Here is an 18,540-nt window from a genome sequence, read left to right on the forward strand (position 1 = left end):
CAGGTACAAAAAAAGCTCCCGCAGGAGCTTCTTAAAAATCTAACAATCAAGGCTGTTTTAAATACGGCCAAGCTGCTTTGAGATAAATAAACATCGACCACAAAGTCAAAATTACTGCGGTATACAACAATGCATAAGCCAACATTTCAAGCGGCTGCCAATTCAGTAAGAACACGGTAATTGCAATCATTTGAAAAGCGGTTTTATATTTCCCAACCGTAGACACGGCTACATTGGTACGTGCACCTAACTCTGCCATCCATTCACGCAGTGCTGACACCGTAATTTCACGGGAAATAATCACAATCGCCGCAAATGCCATCGAAATTTCTGGTTTCCACTGCACCAACACGATCAGTGCTGCTGCCACCATCAATTTATCCGCAACAGGGTCTAAGAAACGCCCAAATGCAGAGGTCTGATTTAAAGTCCTCGCCAAATAACCATCGAACCAATCTGTCACCGCTGCAACGACAAAAATAGACGTCAACAGAATATGACGAGACATACTTACCGCCTGTTCAGCGATACCCATTACAGGGGGCCAATAGGCCACCAACAAAAAGACCGGAATTAAGGCAATACGCGCCAAGGTCAAGATATTAGGAATATTCAGGATGCGACCTGTAGTCATAAACACCGCCAGTTGTTTCCCTCATGTACGATGAAAATGCACACTTTTTTGAGGTTTAATCCATCGTTAATAGCGCCCACTTTATACGAATTGACCTAAGGTGTCACTAGGCAAACACGGTAACTGTTTGACGCGAAATTGCAATTAAACGATTCTGATCATCCCACAAATAGGCAGCTTCGGTGGAATATCCATCCGCAGCATATTGCGTTTCAACGTGGTACTTCATCCAATCGTGTAACTGATTTTTCAGCGGATGCACATAGGTCAAATGCCATGTCAGCGAACTGGCGGGTGCCATGCTTTTAAACATCGGTAGCACCCCTGGTGGCCAAATATCCATCGACACCATGAGATCGGCTACGGTCATGTCTCGATTTTCATGTAAGTCTGGATTAAAGCGATACCAGCCAGAAAAGTCAGGCTTTGGGCTGGCAGTACATGGATACTGCCCTGTCACCCAAACCATATCTAGCTGCTTAAAGCACTCAGGCGCAAGCGGATGATGCGGTTCTGCTGTGAGACCATCAACCGATGGAAACGCTGGCGCTACAGGTTCTTGATGCACATGGATACTCGATTCACGCTGTGTCCCGAAGCTTGCCACTAAAATGCTTTGAACTGCATCATCTTGCCATAAACGTACTTCCAAGGTGGTAACCGATTTGCCTTGACGTAGAATCTCGCTGGTTAAACGAACTTTGGCCTGTTGTACTGGGCCAACAAAAGTCACGCTACAACTGAGTAAATGCTTCGTGTCATCGGCAAGAGTCAACAATGCTTTTTGCATCATTAAACCTGCGACCAGTCCCCCATAAATCGTGCGTCCTTGTAACCAGCCTGTAGGAATATCAATCCATTCTTGTTCTGCTAAAGCTTGATAACTGTGTTGAAGTGACATGTGGCATCCTTGTTTTAAATTCCGTCCATATCTTTACAACACAATTCAACCAATGTGAATGATCAATGACCCATGCGTCAATGAGCACTTTTGCCATCGCAGTAGATGCGGTTCTATTCATGCAAGACTTTATAAATAGTACGGGCCATCACTTCGCCCAAACCGGGGACTCCGGTTAAGTCTTTCTCGGAAGCCTTTAACACCCCTTGAATCCCGCCAAAGTGCGTCAACAAATCGCGGCGGCGTTTCGGTCCCAAACCTGGAATTACTTCCAAAATCGATGAACCCCGTTTTTTATCACGTTTAGCCCGGTGTTTAGTAATCGCAAAGCGATGTGCCTCATCACGCACCTGTTGAATCAAATGCAATGCTTTATGATCTTCAGGCAACTGAATTTTAGTTCCATCGGTAAAGTGTAGAGTTTCAAGGCCCGGTTTACGCCCCTCGCCTTTTGACACCCCGACCATAAAGGCCTCTAAACCCAGCTCTTGCATGACTTCCATCGCCATATGCAACTGCCCTTTGCCACCATCAATCAGCAGTAAATCAGGCAGCATAGCTTTTTTATAACGACGGGTCAGCGCTTGACGCATTGCGGCATAGTCATCGCCTGCGGTAATGTCTTGAATTGAAAACTGACGATAATCGCGCTTACGAATGCCTCCACTGTCGAATACCACACACGAAGCCACGGTTTCTTCACCCATGGTATGTGAGATGTCAAAACATTCGATCCGATCAATCGGACGTCCCACCACTTGTTCAAGTTGATGGAAACGCTCATTCAGCTCAAAGTGATTGGCCAATTGCCCTTTGATCGCATGCTGTACATTCATCTGTGCCAGCTCTAACCATTCTGCACGTGTCTCACGCACGCTATGTTTAATCTGTACTTTCTTATCAAACTGTTGTTGTAACGCTTGTTCCAGTTCTTTTCGATCGGGCAATTCGACATTTACAATCACCTCACTGGGTACTTCATCTGCCACTTGGAAATAAAAGTTCGCTATGAAGTCAGCCAGCATTTGCCCCAAACCCTCTCCGAGCATATCTGGAAAATAACTTTTTCCTCCGAGCATTTTCCCGTTGCGCACATGCATAATCTGCACACAGGTCACTCCTGCCTGATAGGCAATCGCTAAAATATCTGCCTCACCTTTGAGCTTATAAATGGCTTGTTGAGACTGGACATCCCGCAGCAGCGCCATACGGTCACGGTAAAACACTGCTTTTTCAAATTCTAAGGCTTCGGCCGCTTGCTCCATTTTTGCAATCAGTTCTTGATTCAGCTCTTTGGTGTCCCCTTGTAAAAAACGAATCGAGTTATCGACATCATTTTTATACTCTTCAGGGCTAATGAGTCCTACACACGGCGCTGAACAACGCTTGATTTGATACTGCAAACAAGGACGCTTACGCTGTGAAAAATAGCTATTTTCACACTGGCGAACATTAAACAGCTTTTGCAAAACCAACAAAGTATCCCGTGCATTATAAGCACTCGGATACGGTCCAAAAAACTTTCCAACTTGGTGTTTGCCTTTGCCCCGACCTGATGCAATCCGTGGATAAGGTTTGTCGGCAGAGACAAAGATATACACATAGGATTTATCGTCCCTGAGCATGATGTTATAGGGTGGACGGTGCAGCTTAATCAGGTTTTGTTCAAGCAGCAGCGCTTCAGTTTCGGAACGAACGACTAAGGTTTCGATGTCATAAATACGCGCCACCAAAGCCTGCGTCTTCGGGTGCTCAATGGTTTTGACAAAATAACTGGAAACACGATTTTTTAAATTTTTCGCTTTGCCCACATACAGCAGTTCACCGTCTTTGCCGAGCATGCGATAAACGCCCGGCAGTGTGGTCATATTGGCTAAAATTTTTTCGATATGTTCTCGCGCGTTTTCGTTCACAGGGTTCCCTAATTTTCTCGGCTCGCCGTCAACTGTTCTGTGCAGGCTTAGCCTTTGATCTGTCTTTTAGATTGGGCAGGTCTGACGCATTTCAAGCTCATTGCTAGTGCGTTTCACAACCAGTCTGGCTGGCAAAAGACATTGATACTGAGATTGAAGGCTTATTCCAGATCCATCGCTTCAAAATCGATCCGTTCAAACACACCTTGTTCATTGCGGGCAAAGTGACTTCCCGCAGGCGCATTTAAGTGAGCAATGATGTCCGCATCATAGTTGGCAATCACATTGACCTCATAAAGGCCTAAATTTTCAGGGTCTTCAATATAGTCATCCCCTTCTTCACCCGATAAAAACACCCAACCACTTTCCTCACTAGATTGTGCTTCTTCACGGTACATGTAGGCCACTTTTAGGCCTTGCACCGTAATCATATCTGAAGCGATACAACTTCCCATATGCGGCACTAAAGTTTGAATTTGTGTCGGACTGAATTGATACGACTTCATAAGAATATCCTTCAACGGCAAGTAGACGTTTTGCATGTGGAGGTTTGTGGGATGAACAGAACTCAAGTTTATTTTACTTTAGTCTTCACGGCATATTTGAGCAAGGCTTTCACTCGCTTAGGCCCGTAAAGCATACAACTTGCCTAAGACTGTATTTATGACAATTTTAACGCAGCTTTAAACGCTACTTTATCTTTCGGTGACACCAAAATGGTTTTGGTTTGGCCCTCTTTTAAGTATTCAATCTTTAGACGATCTAAGGACAAGGCTGGTGAACTGATGGAATTATCTGTTTCAGAAACAGACTGTATCGCAGTCAAGGGAATGATCCATTTAAAACAGAGACTACGAATTGTCAGTTGCTCCTGATCAACCACATAGCGGGTACTCCACAGCGGCCACCACAATAAAACAATAGTCAAAGCATAGACCACAACGAACAAAAGATTTTGCATCAAAATGCCTTTGCCATAGGTGGTCAAAATCAATTGGGCTAACAGGCCTGACATGGCAATAATAAACCCCAAAAACCACCAGTCCATCTTAGAACGAAACTTTTGCACCTTGAAACCTCATGCTTTATCTAAGTTATAAGTTGCGATCTTAAAAATGAAACAGATACGCGCCCATGTTGTTTTTAGTTTTAACTGGATAAAGCATAAAGCCATGTGTGGTTCGAATCCACTGTAAGCCTTGAAATAAATAGAAAAATCAAAAGGGCAGATAGGCTTCCCCTTTTCTGCCCAAATAAAAAACGCCCCCTCAGGGCGTTTAATGTGCTTTAAAACACATAAGGTCGAACAAAGATCAAAAAGAAAATTCCGAGCATCAGGAACCACTTTAAGAAGTAGTAAAGTTGACGGTTGGTTTTCTTCAAAGCTTTGGCTTTGATCCGCACTTGATAGACATAACCAAAGACTTTATTCAGCCCACCCGTTTGGTCCCCTGCTTCATTTGGAGAGCTGGCAGCGGTCATAACTTTTTTACCAAACCAATGATTGAAACGTTCCATAAAACGTGTCTTTAAAGGACGCTCGACATCAGCAAAGAAAATAATGCGGTTTTGATCCGTGGTGTTTTCGGCATAGTGAATATAAGTTTCATCAAAGACCACGCTTTCACCATCGCGCCATGAATAGCGCTCACCATCCACATCAATAAAGCAGCGGTCATCGTTCGGTGTGATCAGCCCCAAGTGATAACGCAATGAACCCGCATAAGGGTCACGGTGACGAACCAAACGGCTGTCAGGTGCCAGCTCGGTAAACATCGCGGCTTTAATGGTCGGCAAGGTTTTCAGCAACGCCGTCGTTTTTGGACAAAGTTCAGCGGCTGAGGGATGTGCAGAGTCATACCATTTCAGATAAAAACGCTTCCAGCCTGTTTTGAAAAAGGAGTTAAACCCCAAGTCATCATAACTGCTCGATGCTTTAATTCCGCCTTTTTCATATAAAGCTTTTGCTTCATCACGAATCATTTCCCAGTTTTCATCCAACACCCTTAAGTCTTGAAAATGCTGGGTGTCGATATACGGCTGATTCGGTACCTTTGAAAACATGTACATGAGGTAGTTAATTGGCGCAAGAATCGTTGAGTGATCGAAAAATTGACGATAAAACGAGTGACGAACCTTCCCACGTTGCTGAATATAAAGTGCAGAAAGAATAAAAATCGCCAGAATGATCCACTTAATCATATGAAAACCTGGAAACCAAAGAAAACGAAATAAAAGAAAAAGACCAGTACTCGGTCTAGACTGCGAATTGTAGCATAAGCTGCAAAGTACGTCCTATTTCCAGCTTTTCATCACAAGTTTTCATTCTGCTTGGGTTTACCTGCAAGTGCAGCATTGACTAAATTGCCAAAATCGGCACAAAGATTGACTTGAAATATAAGGACGCTGTCTAATCATTTTTTAATCACTCATCCATAAAAAATCTTAAATGAAACAAAAACTTCACTCTATTTAGACCACATCATTTAAAAATACATCACGCAAGCACACGAAATAATTGAATAAAAATAGATGACCCTTGCGTCACGGCTTGATACAACTTGTTATGTTCTTTTTCGATATAGTTATCGTAAGATTGGCGGAGCATAGATGTACGTAGGAATGACGTACTCGCTTCACAACATCAACTTAGAAGTCCTCCAAAATAAAGGAGATCAGGCATGATCCACGCTGGCAATGCCATTACCGTCCAAATGCTTTCGGACGGAATTGCAGAATTCCGCTTTGACTTACAAGGTGAGTCGGTCAACAAATTTAACCGTGCAACGATTGAAGATTTTAAAGCTGCAATTGACGCTGTTAAAGCAAACGGTGACATCAAAGGCTTAATCGTTACTTCGGCTAAATCTACATTTATCGTTGGCGCAGATATTACTGAATTTGGTGCAAACTTCGCTCAAGGCGAACAAGCGATTGTGGATTGGGCATTGCCTGTTCACGACATCTTCAACGCGTTTGAAGATTTAGAGATTCCTAAAGTTGCAGCGATCAATGGTATGGCATTGGGCGGCGGCTTTGAAATGTGCCTCGTGTGCGACTATCGTGTGATGTCAGAAGCGGCTCAAGTCGGTCTTCCTGAAATCAAACTGGGCATCTTCCCTGGTTTCGGTGGTACGGTTCGTTTAAGCCGTCTAATTGGTATCGACAATGCAGTTGAATGGATGGCAATGGCTAATCCTAAAAAACCTGCTGCGGCACTGAAAGATGGTGCAGTTGATGCAGTGGTTGCTGCTGACAAACTACAAGACGCTGCAATTGACTTGGTTAAACAAGCCCTTGCTGGCCGTGTAGACTGGAAAGCAAAACGCCAAGAAAAACTTGACCCAGTTAAATTGAACCCAATCGAACAAATGATGGCGTTCAACTCGGCAAAAGGTGCGGTACTTGCAAAAGCAAATCCTGCTCAATACCCTGCGCCTAAACTTCTTCTTGACTCATTACAAGCAGGTGCAAGCCTTCCACGTAATGAAGCACTTCAAGCTGAAGCGGCTGGTTTTGCAAAAGCAGCGATTACACCACAAGCAAATGCGTTAATTGGTCTATTCATCAATGACCAAGTGGTGAAGAAAACTTCGAAGAAATATGAAAAAGGTGCGCACCCTGTAAACCAAGCGGCTGTATTAGGCGCGGGTATCATGGGTGGTGGTATTGCTTACCAAGCGGCAAGCAAAGGCACACCTATTATCATGAAAGACATTGGTAATCCGCAACTTGCTTTAGGTATGAAAGAAGCAAATGGCTTACTGACCAAACAAGTTGAACGTAAGAAGATGAAACCTGCTCAAATGGGTGAAACTCTTGCGCGCATCCGCCCTACTTTAAGCTATGACGAGTTTAAAGAAGTGGACATCGTGATTGAAGCGGTAACTGAAAATCCAAAAGTAAAAGGCATTGTACTTGCTGAAACTGAGAAAAATGTTCGTGACAACACGATCATTGCTTCAAATACTTCAACAATTTCAATCACACGTTTGGCTGAAAACCTACAACGTCCTGAAAACTTTGTCGGTATGCACTTCTTTAACCCAGTACACATGATGCCATTGGTAGAAGTGATCCGTGGTGAGAAGACTTCGGCTGAAGCGATTGCGACCACTGTAGTTCTTGCTCAGAAAATGGGTAAAACACCAATCGTAGTGAACGACTGCCCAGGTTTCCTTGTAAACCGCGTATTGTTCCCTTACTTCGGTGCATTTGACCTTCTATTGAAAGACGGTGCTGACTTCCAACAAGTCGACAAAGTCATGGAAAAATTCGGCTGGCCTATGGGTCCTGCTTACTTGATCGACGTTGTTGGTATCGACACGGGCGTTCATGGTGCAGAAGTCATGGCGGAAGGTTTCCCTGACCGTATGAAGCCAGACTTCAAAGGTTCAATCGAAATCATGTACGAAAACAAACGTTTGGGTCAAAAGAACGACGTTGGTTTCTACAAATACGAACTTGACCGTAAAGGCAAAAAAGCCAAAGTGGTTGATCCAACTGCGTATGAGCTTGTTGCTACTGTGGCAACTGCGGAAAAACGCGAGTTTGATGCTCAAGAAATCATTGACCGTATGATGCTTGCTTTCTGTAACGAAACTGTTCGTTGCTTAGAAGACAACATCGTAGCGACTGCTTCTGAAGCAGACATGGCAATGATTATGGGTGTAGGTTTCCCTCCATTCCGTGGTGGTCCATGCCGTTACATCGACCAAACAGGTGTTGCTGAATATGTTGCACTTTGCGACAAATATGCACACTTAGGTAAGGCTTATGAAGCGCCACAAATGTTGCGTGACATGGCTGCTAACAACAAAAAATTCTACGGTTAAGGAGCAACGTGAATGGCTACTTTAAATCCACGTGACGTTGTCATCGTTGATGGCGTACGTTCAGCAATGGGTAAAACCAAAAACGGTATGTTCCGCAATGTACGTGCTGACAGCTTATCGGCTGAATTGGTTCGTGCTTTAGTTGCTCGTAACCAGTTTGACACCAATGAAGTTGAAGACCTGATCTGGGGCTGTGTAAACCAGACTTTAGAACAAGGTATGAACATTGGCCGTAACATTGGTTTATTGGCTGACCTTCCAAAAACTGTGGCAGGTCAAACGGTTAACCGTCTTTGTGGTTCATCTATGCAAGCGCTTCACACCGCTGCTGCACAGATTGCAACCAACCAAGGTGATATCTTCATCATCGGTGGTGTAGAGCACATGGGTCACGTCGGCATGATGCACGGCATCGACCTCAACCCAGAAGCATCTAAACACTATGCAAAAGCGTCTAACATGATGGGCTTAACGGCTGAAATGTTAGGTCGTATGAACGGCATTACGCGTGAAGAACAAGATGCGTTCGGTGTGGAATCTCACCGCCGTGCTTGGTCTGCAACGCAAGAAGGTCGTTTCAAAAATGAAATCGTGGGTGTTGAAGGTCATGATGCCAATGGCTTCAAAATCCTATGCGACATCGATGAAGTGATTCGTCCAGATGCAAACCTTGAAGCATTCAAAGGTTTACGTCCTGTATTTGACCCGAAAGGCGGTACGGTAACAGCTGCGACTTCTTCAGCTTTGTCTGATGGCGCATCTGCAATGTTGTTGATGTCTGCTGAACGTGCTCAAGCTTTAGGTCTTAAGCCACGTGCTGTGATTCGCTCTATGGCAGTTGCAGGCTGTGATGCTGCGATCATGGGTTATGGTCCTGTACCTGCAACTCAAAAAGCGCTTAAACGTGCTGGCTTAAGCATGGCGGATATCCAAACCATCGAGTTAAACGAAGCGTTTGCTGCTCAAGGCTTATCAGTGATGAAAGGCTTAGGCGTGTATGAGAAGCAAGACATCATTAACTTAAATGGTGGTGCGATTGCACTGGGTCACCCATTGGGCTGTTCTGGTGCACGTATCACAACGACGTTGTTGAACGTAATGGAACAACAAGATACGCAAATTGGTCTTGCGACTATGTGTATCGGTCTTGGTCAAGGTATCGCGACTATTATCGAACGTGTTTAATATTTAGTTAAATACTGAGATAAAAAGAACCCCGCTTAGTGCGGGGTTTTTTTGTATTTATCAATTTCGATAATCAATTTCTCATAGAGTCTTTTATACTCTTTAACATTAGATAAATCATTTTTTCTATTTGCAACATAAACACTTAAATCATCTAAATTTAAAATTTTTATTTCATTTTCAAGTACTTGATATGGAGAGATAATTAACAAATCATCCCAGTAATCTCTAAATCTAAATGAAAGTTTCTTATATTCTTCCAACAAGTTAATTTTATCATGCATTAAATTCAGATATTTAGAATGAAAACAATAACCTTCAAATTGACACTCCCTAATTAGATTATCCCATAATTCCTCAAATACATTTTTACTTTCTATTTCACTAGAGTAATAAAATTCTGATTTACCCCACTTGTATTCCTTGCATAAATCAATTGGCTGAATATTCTTACTATAGAATGTTAAACCTACTTCTTCTGGATAACGATGAAAATTATCATCCAATCTTAAAATATATCTATTGTATCCATATTTTTCACAATAATTTTTTAATGCATGTACCATAAAAACATCATTATCACTTTCAGATTCTAAAGTAATATAATTATTAAAATTAGATCGTAGGTGTGCCTTTCTATCTTCCTGATTAGCAGTAGAACCATCTATATGAAGTATATAGAATCCAACTTCATTTAGAACATCACTAATTTTTCTACCACTTACGCTACCATTCAACCAATGTTCAGACAACTTAAAATCAATTTCATAATCAATGCAATAAGTAAGCTTTAATAAATCCGTTTCAAATTTTTGAATTTTGGAGATATGTTTTTCAAATAAATCTTTTAAATATTCTGAGTGCCTATTCTCAAAATAACTATCCCAATAATCTCTACTTATATTCAGTACTTTTTTAGCACTAACCCCGTATATATCAACCATATAATCAAGATAACTACAGTTAAAAAGACCATACTCTCTATAATTATTTATTTCAACTTTTTGACCTTTAAAAAAGAAACTTCTTATATCATCCGCATCATCTTCAATAGAATTTTTTATATAAAATGCGACCTGCTTTTCTTTATCCCAAATTACATCCGATATTAATTTTTTAGAAAAACCCAAAGTACAAATTGGTGCATTCTTCAAAATTTTCTCATATATTGTTTCTTTTTCATAAGCGCCCCATTTTTTTTCAAAAGCATCTATATTTATAAAATTGAAGTCTTGATCACCTTCAATTTTCTCCAAATCAAAATTAACTTTTATATAAAACTTTGTTTCTGTCCCAATTTTTCTAGTACCACCTATATTTTTTGTTATAAAACAATATCCTTGCTTTCCACCTAATGGTGAAAACATTTCAACATCTAAGCACTCATGAGAGAAATAACTATAGGTATTGAATTTAATACTCTGAAATTCAACTGGTAAGTCTTTTGTAAGTAGAAATGCGCTATGTAAACCTATACCAAATTCACCGGATGGTCTCATCCATTTTGGCATTTCATTAATAATTTTCTTTTTATGAATATTTTTACTTGACCCAGCCATAGTTTGCATATAGCCCAGATCAACCATACTCATCCCAATACCTTGATCTATAATTTGGAATTCCCAGATACTATCCAATGTTCCTTCGATATTTTTTACTTTATTAATTTCTAATTGAAGTGGATATTTTTCTAGAATTTGCAGGAAATCTTCGTGATAAGGGTGTAATTCTTTAAGTCTTTCCTGATCTTCTGCAAGCCAAATTCTTAACATTGTGGCATCAATTGAATTCTGAATAAGTTCACGATATATGCTGTATTCATCGCTATACAAGTTCGCACCTTGCAGTAACTCCATAGCATTTTTTTCGTCTAACTTAAATTTCATTGGTTTATTATTTAGAAGTAGTTTTTCTTTCTTAACCCCATTTTCATATTTCACCTCCATTTTTACATCTAATTGTTCGATAGTTGGAAGTGAACCAAATTTTAAGTTTGGTACTATCAAATTCCATTGAGACATTTGATTTTGAAATTCTTCACGTATCCATCCAAACCAGTTTTGCGTTTCTACATAAGACATTTCATCAGGACATTCAGCAACTAGCTTTACTGTTCGTTTATCAAGCTGAAACTCGCGTAACGATAAATGTTTGTCATGATGATGTTTACTCACAGAAGGCATATTACTGACGTGCTTTGCCATGACAGGGCAAAAACGATTGTCATCTAAGTCAAACAAATCCCCCAAACGGAGTAAACATCCTATAAATCTTGGATGACAATCTTCCGTACCCAAACCAGTCTGTTTATAAGGGAGTGCTGCCATAAAAGTATCGAAATTCATACCATGAGAAACACAAATTTGTCCTAAATAACGATAAATTCGGTTAGGTAAAAGTTCGGTTCTAGGTGAAGTTATTCCTAAGTCTTTAAATGGATCTTCAACAATCTTACCAACTCGCTTGTCATGTCCACGTCTAAACCATTCAGCAACTAATTGACGATATTGTTCAATTCCATCAAAAGGATGGTCTACAGTCCCTATTGCAGATAACCAATTTTGTTCAACATAGGCTTGGCAAAATTTTTGAAGATCATGTCCTTTTTCATTTGCAATTGTTTGAATCATGAAATTAAAGTCAGGATTTGAATGTACTGCTTTAGCATTTTGAGCATCGACTAACATTCCAACATCATGCCAATACGCAGCTTCTAGAATTAGCCATGTATCGGTTGCAGTTAGAAGCTCAATATCATTCCCAAGAATACGTTCAATATTGACTAAAATTTGCTGTGAATGTGAGGCATTATGATTACTAAAATGTGGATAAAAACCACCAATATTCTCTAAAGCTTTACCTACAAGTTTTTGATCAAACTCCCACTGTGAAAGTAAAATTTTTACATTATCATCCGCTTCACATTTCTTTTTTAAGTGGGCAATTAATTGAGTGCTCATGATGAATTCATTTATTTAGTTGTTAAGCCCATCCTAAACAATATTTACTTATTTTTTAAGTTGTTGTAGTCAAAAGAACTACAATAACTTTAATAATTTTTGTATTTATACCCGCTGTGCCAACAACGTCGCAAAATGCTGTTTAATCCGTTTCCCATCGACATCAACCCGATGCAGCTCTCCTACATTTTCATTGTATTTCACAATGTTCCAGCCATCATATAGCGCACTTAACTCTCCTGCTTTAAACGCAAATGGAAAGTCAGGCTGCGCAGGAATATCATCGGTATTCATCGCACAGACGATCAAGTTAAATCCATTTACATTTGTGGCTTGTTGCATCTGCGCAATCAATGGTTTCACAGTTGGCGCTTCTAAAAACATCATCACCACCGTACAGCAAATAAAGTCGTATCTGCCAGTAATGCTTGGGTCAGCATTGAGGTCACGCTGTTGCACATGAATCTTTTGAATACCTTCGGCATCTATTATTTGCTGTAATTTTTGCAAACTTTGCGGATTCACATCCCAAGCATCTACCTCAAAACCCTGCTGATTTAAGTACAGCGAATTTCGCCCTTGTCCACAGCCGACATCCAAAGCTCGGCCACCGTATAAATACGGCGTAGCCGCCAAAATTTCTGAATGCGTAGGTGAAAGCTGATATTTCTTATAAAAATAATCTTGCGGGGTACAATAAAATTGCAGTTGACACTCTAAGTCGTCGCTGGTCGAAACAATTTTGTGCCATGCTTGAGGCTGAATAAACGGTGGCTGTTGCTCAGCTGTAAACAGATGTTCAGATTGCACTTGACCTGCCTCGTCTAAAAAAGCAAAGCGCAGCTCACCTTGATAAATCTTTAACTTAGCCCACGTACCTGCTTTGGTATTATGTTGATTTTTAAACCCTTGCGGAATGGTCTGCGCAGTCCACACAGGAAGTTCTTTATAACAAATCAAGTCTTGCATCAGCCTATTCCCCACCTTGTTATGATGTATTCGCCAGTCCATACTTTTTATCGAAGCTTGTATGATCATAGCCAGTTCAGACTCAAATGAACATTCATTCAGTGACTAGAAACTACAGATGAGTAAGAAATAAAATCTGTCGCTCCCCTACATTGAGCGGCTCATAGAACTTTCATGACTTTAAACTTTTGAGCTTTGGCGCCTTTTTGAACCTTTTAATGATAGGCTTAAAGACAATAAAAATTCAGCTTAACTATATTTCAAATGAATCGGAGTCTGTCGATGTTTTCATCACCTTTAAAAACCATCATTTGCTTAGCCGTCATGGCAACATTATTCACAGGCTGTGCCACCAAAACCCTGATGACCAAAGACAATAAAACCTATACCCGTACCAACAAAGTGACCTTGATCGAAGACCAAGTGGTGGCTTTTGGCAAACCTGCTCAGCCTCTGCCGAATTTACCTGTGCATAGTTTAGTGATTGCGGGGCAACAAAAAAGTTATGTCCTTACCCAAGGTGGGCCTCAATTTGTCAGCTTGATTGGGAAACTGGACCCAAAAAATATTCAAGTGACCCGAGAACTGAGTTTCTTTTCAGAAAAAAATGATGGTCATTTTACAGGGACATTACCTCTGTCCTATGTGAAGCTCAAAGAGGACATCAGTAAGAAAGATCTAGAGTTTTTTATTGAAAATGGCGCGAAGGAATGTTCAAGTTCCAGTGATGAACGCATGTTTGCGCAGCGTTTCTGTTTCGAGATCAAACTGGCAGGTGTGGTTTACCCTGCGGCGAACAATTTAGCGTCGTTAAAAGCCTTGAGTAAGCCTTATCAGGTGAGCATTTATACCCATCAAGAGGAAAGTTATAAATCGAAGTCGGGCATGAATCCTTTTGAAAAATTAGTACTGCTACCTTTTGCCGTGGCAATCGACGTGGTCAGCCTGCCATTCCAAGCAGCCGATAAAATTTTTGATTAATCCAATAGAAGCACAGCGCCTAGAACGAATCAGGCGCTGTGCTGTTGTGTGAAGGATTTAAATTAAGAGTTCGTCCATCAACCAAGCCATATACTTTTCTTTGTCCATAAAGTCAGGCGCGCTGCCCGTATCTAGACTGAAGTACTGTTGGTTGAACTGAATCACGATTTGTTCGGTGTGGTGCCAGTCTTCAATCATTTTGAAATATTGGTTGAAGAAAAAACGATTCTTCCCCCAGTTGCTTAAGCGTTCTAATTTTGGATAGTTTTTATTTTCTACAAACTCACTATACACATGCTGAATATCATCAAAAACGTGTATGGTTCTCATGACTCACCTGCCTGCACTGAAAAGTCGTCATCGTTGTGATGCTTTTACTCTAGCAGCCAATTTTGAACAACAGATGACAGTCCGCTTACAAGACTGTCATCTTTGCACGGTGTTATAACTTCTGTTCCACCTCTTTTTGGGTCTGTTTTTCGACCTGCTGCATTTGGCTATTCAGTGCCAAAATCTCTTTATACAGCGCATTAAACTGCTGTAGTGGTGCATCTTCATAAAACATAAAGGTGTTATTTTTCTTTTCCCATTGGTTATTTTTCAGCACCAAGAAAATTTGATCCGCTTTGGCTAAATTCTGCTGTTCAAGACTAAACAGGCGGGTAGCTTCATGGCTTTTTTCACTGGCTTTCATGCTGTCGGTCAGTTGATGGCGGAACCGCGCAGATATTGCTAAATCTTTGGCCTGAGCAATGGCATCTTTTTGACGTTGTTCAACCTGCTGTGCATAGCTCTCAACAACGGCATGTACGTCTTTCAGCATTTGCTCCGTTTCAGCATAATTGTTCTTTTTGTTTTTGCTTAATCGGTCAATATTTAAAAATTGATCCCAATTTAAGGCTTTTAAATCTCGCAAATATTGATTACGCGCTTCGGCATTTTGCAGCATATGACTGAGCACAAACTCCGCCATAATTTGATAGTCACCTGTCAGACGTGGGTCTTTTACATCGACTTGAATTGGTGTGGTCCAATCTTGAGCTTGTTTGTAAATTTGTTCGGTCTTTTCATACAGCACCGTTTCATAGCTTTGTAGCTGCTGCTGCTCTTTTTGTTGTTGAGAATACTGATAAAACATCCAACCAAAAACGGCACTGGTCGCAAGAACTAAAATCAACACGATACGTCGCATGTTCAGCTTCCTCTTCATTTCTTTTCATCATATCAAATAAAGGCACATGATCAATATTTCAACATGTTATCGATCTTTGAGGATGCTCAGGCCGTACCTTCCCCAAGTGGATGAGGAATGTACTGGCGATAAACGAGTAAGGACGTGTTACTTTGCTGGAGCTGTTCTCGGCTGCTGACTATTCTGTTGAATCCCTTGCATAAAATTCCGATCAATCTGCCCAATCGAAATTTGTTCACGGGCAATTTGTACATTGGTCGCATTACGGTCAATGCCAAACGGCTGCAACATAATATACAAACCTTCAGTTGGATTAGACGACTGCAAACCAGCGGCGATGTTTAAGACATGTTCACGTAACAAAGGCGGCACAGAATTTAGATCTGCGGTGACTGCAGGTGGAAAAATATCTATGTTTTGAGTAATGGTCGGATCGACCACAAAAGACTGTGCATCATCCTGCAACTGAACGATACGGTGCTGCAAGGCTTTACGAATGTTTTCATCCTGTTGATAAGGAATCACGCCCGTTTCAGCACGTAGCTCTGATTCCGCCATGGTTTTAAAAGTCGGTAGACTCACGATCTCACCATTGGCTTGCAGCAAAGTCGGCATAAAAAGAAAAGCGTAACAAAAAAACGGAAGAGAATTTAAAAATTTCATAAAACAATCCCAAACGCTAAGAGATATAAAAAGGCATGCTCAAACTGAGCGCCTTCACCCTATTGTATATTTTTCGATCTTTGTGTTGCGTAGTTGTCAGATAAGCGGTAAAGCCCAGAAGATTCAACTGATTGAATACATAGCGAAACCGCTTTTTTTAATGGCCCTGCTTTAAATTTTATAACTCATCCCCATCATTTCCTTAATTGCTCTTTTTACTATTTTTGAGAAATCGCATGCGTGTAGATATTTGGTCAGATGTTGTTTGTCCTTTTTGTTATATTGGCAAAAAACGTTTAGAAGCGGCGGCTGAACAAGCTGGTGTGGAATTGGAAGTGCATTGGCACAGTTTTGAACTGGATCCAGATGCACCAGTACGCCAAGAAATTTCGAACTCAGAACGTCTCGCACTAAAATATGGTCGCACAGTGGCTGAAGTTGAAGAGATGCAACGTAATATTGCCAAAATGGCTGCGGAAGAAGGCATTGAATTTAACTGGGAAAATGCCAACTCAGGCAACAGTTTCAATGCACACCGTGTTATCCACCTTGCTCAAAGCCACGGTTTAGGCAATGAAGCCGAAGAAGCCTTTTTCTTTAGCTATATGACGCAAGGCTTACCGATTGGTGAACGTGAAACCATTGAAGATGTGGCCTCTCGTATTGGCTTAAACCCAGTTGAAGTAGATGATGTGCTGGATTCTGACGAATATGCAGATTTCGTGAAGTTTGACCAAGAAGTAGCGCGTGAACAACTGAAAGTAACAGGTGTGCCGTTCTTTGTTTTCGATCAACGTGTGGCTTTAGCGGGTGCGCAGCCGCGTGAAGTCTTTTTACAAGTCATTGAAAAAGCACAAATGCCAGCAGAAGAAAATAATGCGGCACAGTGTTCAGATGAGTCTTGTGAAACACCAAAACAATCATAAGGATACTGGATTCAGAGCTTAACTGAGCCCTATCCATAGATAAGAAAATCCCCGATCTGCGGGGATTTTTTATAGGTTATAAAAAAATGGACTTGTGTTTAATCGACCAAGAAACTAATTTTAAGATTGACCCGATATTCTACAATTTGGTTGTCCTTAATCACCACTTTTTGTTCATTGATCCAAGCACCTTGAACATTCTTCACCGTCTCGGTGACTTTTGCGATCCCTGTCTGAATCGCATCTTCAAAACTTTTCGCACTGCTTGAATTGACTTCTACCACTTTTGCAATGGCCATCTGTTTGTCCTCAGCTATTGTTGTTTTTGCCTGTTCATCTTAGGTGAATTTTTAATCAAAAATAGATAACTTAAACATTCCACAGCAAAAACTTACACAGTGTGCACAATCAAAAGACTTCAAAATGGTGAATATTTAAACAACTAATCATTTAACTCTACGTCCTTTTTCAGGTCTCATTTCAGACAAAAAGTCCTACTTTCAAGCTTCATTTCAAACTTGAAAAATCTAAATTTTCACTTTAAATTCAAATAGCTTAGCACTGGAGTAAAAACTCTATACCAAACTAGAGTATTTATTCTAATCTATTGTTTTTTAACAATAAATGAACTCATCATTCATCTTTTAATGGCCTAAACCAGCGCTTAAATCGATCATTTTTTGATATTATTCATGCGAAATTTATCTTTTTAAAACTCCCAGTCTCCTAAGTGAGACCTCTTTTTTAGAGGAAAAATCATGAACGCTGTTAAATATGCTTTGGCTGTCGCTGTAATGGCTCTTTCTGCAACTGTTTCTGCACAAGTTGTTTTTGTTCCAGATTTTCCTGTAAAAAAACCAGCAGACACTCAAACGGCAACGGCTGATGCTCCTGCGGCTGCACCACATCAAGAAGCGTAATTTGCGCTGACTTGGTCAAAAATAGGCAATGTTGATTGCCTATTTTTTTGCCCAAAATTGCAAAGAACTGACAAAAAATTTCAGCTATGAACCCTCTAGGGCAAAAATATTTAATTCACTCTGTGCTGAAATCGAAATTATCTACATTTTTCACTACCCTTTTCTCGTATCACGTGCAGAATAATTTTTGCCTATTTATTCTTTTCTAATTATGATCAAACAAGAAGACCCAATTCCAAAACCAATAAATTAAATGCACTCAATAGCACATACCTATGCAAAATTTACAAGCCCTTATCCAAGGTCGTATTACGCCCCAAGCCATTGACCTTGATCAATTGATTGCTTTCGCACAGCAGTATACGCAGCCGACTTCAGCCGAATATAAATTACTTGAACTGGCCATCAATATGGTTTTGGCAAGCTACTTGGAACAAGCACAAAAACAACTTTAGAGTTCA

Annotated in this window: 18 protein-coding genes; 6 read left to right on the forward strand and 12 right to left on the reverse strand. The window is 40.7% G+C overall.

From position 1 onward, the window contains the following. Nucleotides 1-46: 46 nt before the first annotated feature. The 6 genes from pgsA to lpxO all read right to left on the reverse strand — a co-directional run bounded on the left by pgsA (nucleotide 47) and on the right by lpxO (nucleotide 5,650). A complete protein-coding gene (pgsA, locus tag ACFN7Z_RS15930) occupies nucleotides 47-634 on the reverse strand; it encodes a CDP-diacylglycerol--glycerol-3-phosphate 3-phosphatidyltransferase (protein WP_004692729.1) in 588 nt (195 codons plus the stop codon). Between the two features lie 106 nt (nucleotides 635-740). Further along, entirely contained in the window at nucleotides 741-1,535 is a 795-nt protein-coding gene (locus tag ACFN7Z_RS15935) for a thioesterase family protein (RefSeq protein WP_010325757.1), read from the reverse strand. Nucleotides 1,536-1,648: 113 nt separating this feature from the next. Further along, nucleotides 1,649-3,448, reverse strand: coding sequence for an excinuclease ABC subunit UvrC (gene uvrC, locus ACFN7Z_RS15940; RefSeq protein WP_010325756.1), 1,800 nt, complete (start codon nucleotides 3,446-3,448; stop codon nucleotides 1,649-1,651). A 161-nt stretch (nucleotides 3,449-3,609) separates the two neighbouring features. Beyond that, the gene (locus tag ACFN7Z_RS15945) at nucleotides 3,610-3,954 is read right to left on the reverse strand and encodes a DUF2185 domain-containing protein (protein WP_010325755.1); all 345 of its coding nucleotides are present in this window, start codon (nucleotides 3,952-3,954) and stop codon (nucleotides 3,610-3,612) included. 155 nt (nucleotides 3,955-4,109) lie between these two features. Continuing rightward, nucleotides 4,110-4,517, reverse strand: coding sequence for a PH domain-containing protein (locus ACFN7Z_RS15950; protein ID WP_010325754.1), 408 nt, complete (start codon nucleotides 4,515-4,517; stop codon nucleotides 4,110-4,112). A 218-nt stretch (nucleotides 4,518-4,735) separates the two neighbouring features. Next, entirely contained in the window at nucleotides 4,736-5,650 is a 915-nt protein-coding gene (gene lpxO, locus ACFN7Z_RS15955) for a lipid A hydroxylase LpxO (RefSeq protein WP_010325753.1), read from the reverse strand. 479 nt (nucleotides 5,651-6,129) lie between these two features. Here lpxO and fadB point away from each other — a divergent pair, with 479 nt between their 5' ends. Next, nucleotides 6,130-8,283: a fatty acid oxidation complex subunit alpha FadB gene (gene fadB, locus ACFN7Z_RS15960; RefSeq protein ID WP_004978714.1), complete on the forward strand. Its 2,154-nt coding sequence runs from the start codon at nucleotides 6,130-6,132 to the stop codon at nucleotides 8,281-8,283. A 12-nt stretch (nucleotides 8,284-8,295) separates the two neighbouring features. Next, complete coding sequence (gene fadA / locus ACFN7Z_RS15965) at nucleotides 8,296-9,468, forward strand: acetyl-CoA C-acyltransferase FadA (protein WP_058952359.1); 1,173 nt, start codon at nucleotides 8,296-8,298, stop codon at nucleotides 9,466-9,468. A gap of 35 nt (nucleotides 9,469-9,503) precedes the next feature. On the opposite strand, the gene ACFN7Z_RS15970 is transcribed toward fadA, so the two are convergent. Further along, on the reverse strand, nucleotides 9,504-12,428 hold the full coding sequence (locus ACFN7Z_RS15970; RefSeq protein ID WP_130235395.1) for a histidine kinase: 2,925 nt from the start codon (nucleotides 12,426-12,428) through the stop codon (nucleotides 9,504-9,506). Between the two features lie 105 nt (nucleotides 12,429-12,533). After that, on the reverse strand, nucleotides 12,534-13,397 hold the full coding sequence (gene tehB, locus ACFN7Z_RS15975; protein WP_010325749.1) for an SAM-dependent methyltransferase TehB: 864 nt from the start codon (nucleotides 13,395-13,397) through the stop codon (nucleotides 12,534-12,536). A 282-nt stretch (nucleotides 13,398-13,679) separates the two neighbouring features. Here tehB and ACFN7Z_RS15980 point away from each other — a divergent pair, with 282 nt between their 5' ends. Beyond that, nucleotides 13,680-14,378, forward strand: a complete 699-nt coding sequence (locus tag ACFN7Z_RS15980) for a hypothetical protein (RefSeq protein WP_010325748.1) — start codon at nucleotides 13,680-13,682, stop codon at nucleotides 14,376-14,378. 57 nt (nucleotides 14,379-14,435) lie between these two features. Here ACFN7Z_RS15980 and ACFN7Z_RS15985 read toward each other — a convergent pair whose 3' ends face one another. The 3 genes from ACFN7Z_RS15985 to ACFN7Z_RS15995 form a co-directional block, all read right to left on the reverse strand. Then, nucleotides 14,436-14,708: a hypothetical protein gene (locus ACFN7Z_RS15985; RefSeq protein ID WP_010325747.1), complete on the reverse strand. Its 273-nt coding sequence runs from the start codon at nucleotides 14,706-14,708 to the stop codon at nucleotides 14,436-14,438. A 112-nt stretch (nucleotides 14,709-14,820) separates the two neighbouring features. Continuing rightward, on the reverse strand, nucleotides 14,821-15,570 hold the full coding sequence (locus tag ACFN7Z_RS15990; protein WP_010325746.1) for a hypothetical protein: 750 nt from the start codon (nucleotides 15,568-15,570) through the stop codon (nucleotides 14,821-14,823). 147 nt (nucleotides 15,571-15,717) lie between these two features. Further along, entirely contained in the window at nucleotides 15,718-16,233 is a 516-nt protein-coding gene (locus ACFN7Z_RS15995; RefSeq protein WP_010325745.1) for a hypothetical protein, read from the reverse strand. Nucleotides 16,234-16,469: 236 nt separating this feature from the next. Here ACFN7Z_RS15995 and ACFN7Z_RS16000 point away from each other — a divergent pair, with 236 nt between their 5' ends. Further along, nucleotides 16,470-17,159 carry a DsbA family protein gene (locus ACFN7Z_RS16000; protein ID WP_010325744.1) on the forward strand — a complete coding sequence of 230 codons (690 nt, stop codon included), beginning with the start codon at nucleotides 16,470-16,472 and terminating at the stop codon, nucleotides 17,157-17,159. A 98-nt stretch (nucleotides 17,160-17,257) separates the two neighbouring features. On the opposite strand, the gene ACFN7Z_RS16005 is transcribed toward ACFN7Z_RS16000, so the two are convergent. After that, nucleotides 17,258-17,458, reverse strand: coding sequence for a dodecin family protein (locus ACFN7Z_RS16005; protein ID WP_004978694.1), 201 nt, complete (start codon nucleotides 17,456-17,458; stop codon nucleotides 17,258-17,260). Between the two features lie 459 nt (nucleotides 17,459-17,917). On the opposite strand from ACFN7Z_RS16005, the gene ACFN7Z_RS16010 reads away from it, so the two are divergent. Further along, the gene (locus tag ACFN7Z_RS16010; RefSeq protein WP_004692748.1) at nucleotides 17,918-18,079 is read left to right on the forward strand and encodes a hypothetical protein; all 162 of its coding nucleotides are present in this window, start codon (nucleotides 17,918-17,920) and stop codon (nucleotides 18,077-18,079) included. 275 nt (nucleotides 18,080-18,354) lie between these two features. After that, the gene (locus tag ACFN7Z_RS16015; protein WP_017397192.1) at nucleotides 18,355-18,534 is read left to right on the forward strand and encodes a hypothetical protein; all 180 of its coding nucleotides are present in this window, start codon (nucleotides 18,355-18,357) and stop codon (nucleotides 18,532-18,534) included. The last annotated feature ends 6 nt before the right edge of the window (nucleotides 18,535-18,540 follow it).

This window comes from Acinetobacter sp. P1332 (assembly GCF_044057475.1).
GTDB classification, from domain to species: domain Bacteria; phylum Pseudomonadota; class Gammaproteobacteria; order Pseudomonadales; family Moraxellaceae; genus Acinetobacter; species Acinetobacter johnsonii.

What these genes read in the sequence shown, in the direction of transcription:
- pgsA (WP_004692729.1), bottom strand. Translation starts at nt 634, where the DNA reads ATGACTACAGGTCGCATCCTGAATATTCCTAATATCTTGACCTTGGCG.
- ACFN7Z_RS16010 (WP_004692748.1), top strand. Translation starts at nt 17,918, where the DNA reads ATGAACGCTGTTAAATATGCTTTGGCTGTCGCTGTAATGGCTCTTTCT.
- ACFN7Z_RS15985 (WP_010325747.1), bottom strand. Translation starts at nt 14,708, where the DNA reads ATGAGAACCATACACGTTTTTGATGATATTCAGCATGTGTATAGTGAG.
- ACFN7Z_RS16015 (WP_017397192.1), top strand. Translation starts at nt 18,355, where the DNA reads ATGCAAAATTTACAAGCCCTTATCCAAGGTCGTATTACGCCCCAAGCC.
- ACFN7Z_RS16005 (WP_004978694.1), bottom strand. Translation starts at nt 17,458, where the DNA reads ATGGCCATTGCAAAAGTGGTAGAAGTCAATTCAAGCAGTGCGAAAAGT.
- ACFN7Z_RS15935 (WP_010325757.1), bottom strand. Translation starts at nt 1,535, where the DNA reads ATGTCACTTCAACACAGTTATCAAGCTTTAGCAGAACAAGAATGGATT.
- fadA (WP_058952359.1), top strand. Translation starts at nt 8,296, where the DNA reads ATGGCTACTTTAAATCCACGTGACGTTGTCATCGTTGATGGCGTACGT.
- ACFN7Z_RS15980 (WP_010325748.1), top strand. Translation starts at nt 13,680, where the DNA reads ATGTTTTCATCACCTTTAAAAACCATCATTTGCTTAGCCGTCATGGCA.
- ACFN7Z_RS15970 (WP_130235395.1), bottom strand. Translation starts at nt 12,428, where the DNA reads ATGAGCACTCAATTAATTGCCCACTTAAAAAAGAAATGTGAAGCGGAT.
- ACFN7Z_RS16000 (WP_010325744.1), top strand. Translation starts at nt 16,470, where the DNA reads ATGCGTGTAGATATTTGGTCAGATGTTGTTTGTCCTTTTTGTTATATT.
- lpxO (WP_010325753.1), bottom strand. Translation starts at nt 5,650, where the DNA reads ATGATTAAGTGGATCATTCTGGCGATTTTTATTCTTTCTGCACTTTAT.
- tehB (WP_010325749.1), bottom strand. Translation starts at nt 13,397, where the DNA reads ATGCAAGACTTGATTTGTTATAAAGAACTTCCTGTGTGGACTGCGCAG.
- fadB (WP_004978714.1), top strand. Translation starts at nt 6,130, where the DNA reads ATGATCCACGCTGGCAATGCCATTACCGTCCAAATGCTTTCGGACGGA.
- ACFN7Z_RS15990 (WP_010325746.1), bottom strand. Translation starts at nt 15,570, where the DNA reads ATGCGACGTATCGTGTTGATTTTAGTTCTTGCGACCAGTGCCGTTTTT.
- ACFN7Z_RS15995 (WP_010325745.1), bottom strand. Translation starts at nt 16,233, where the DNA reads ATGAAATTTTTAAATTCTCTTCCGTTTTTTTGTTACGCTTTTCTTTTT.
- ACFN7Z_RS15945 (WP_010325755.1), bottom strand. Translation starts at nt 3,954, where the DNA reads ATGAAGTCGTATCAATTCAGTCCGACACAAATTCAAACTTTAGTGCCG.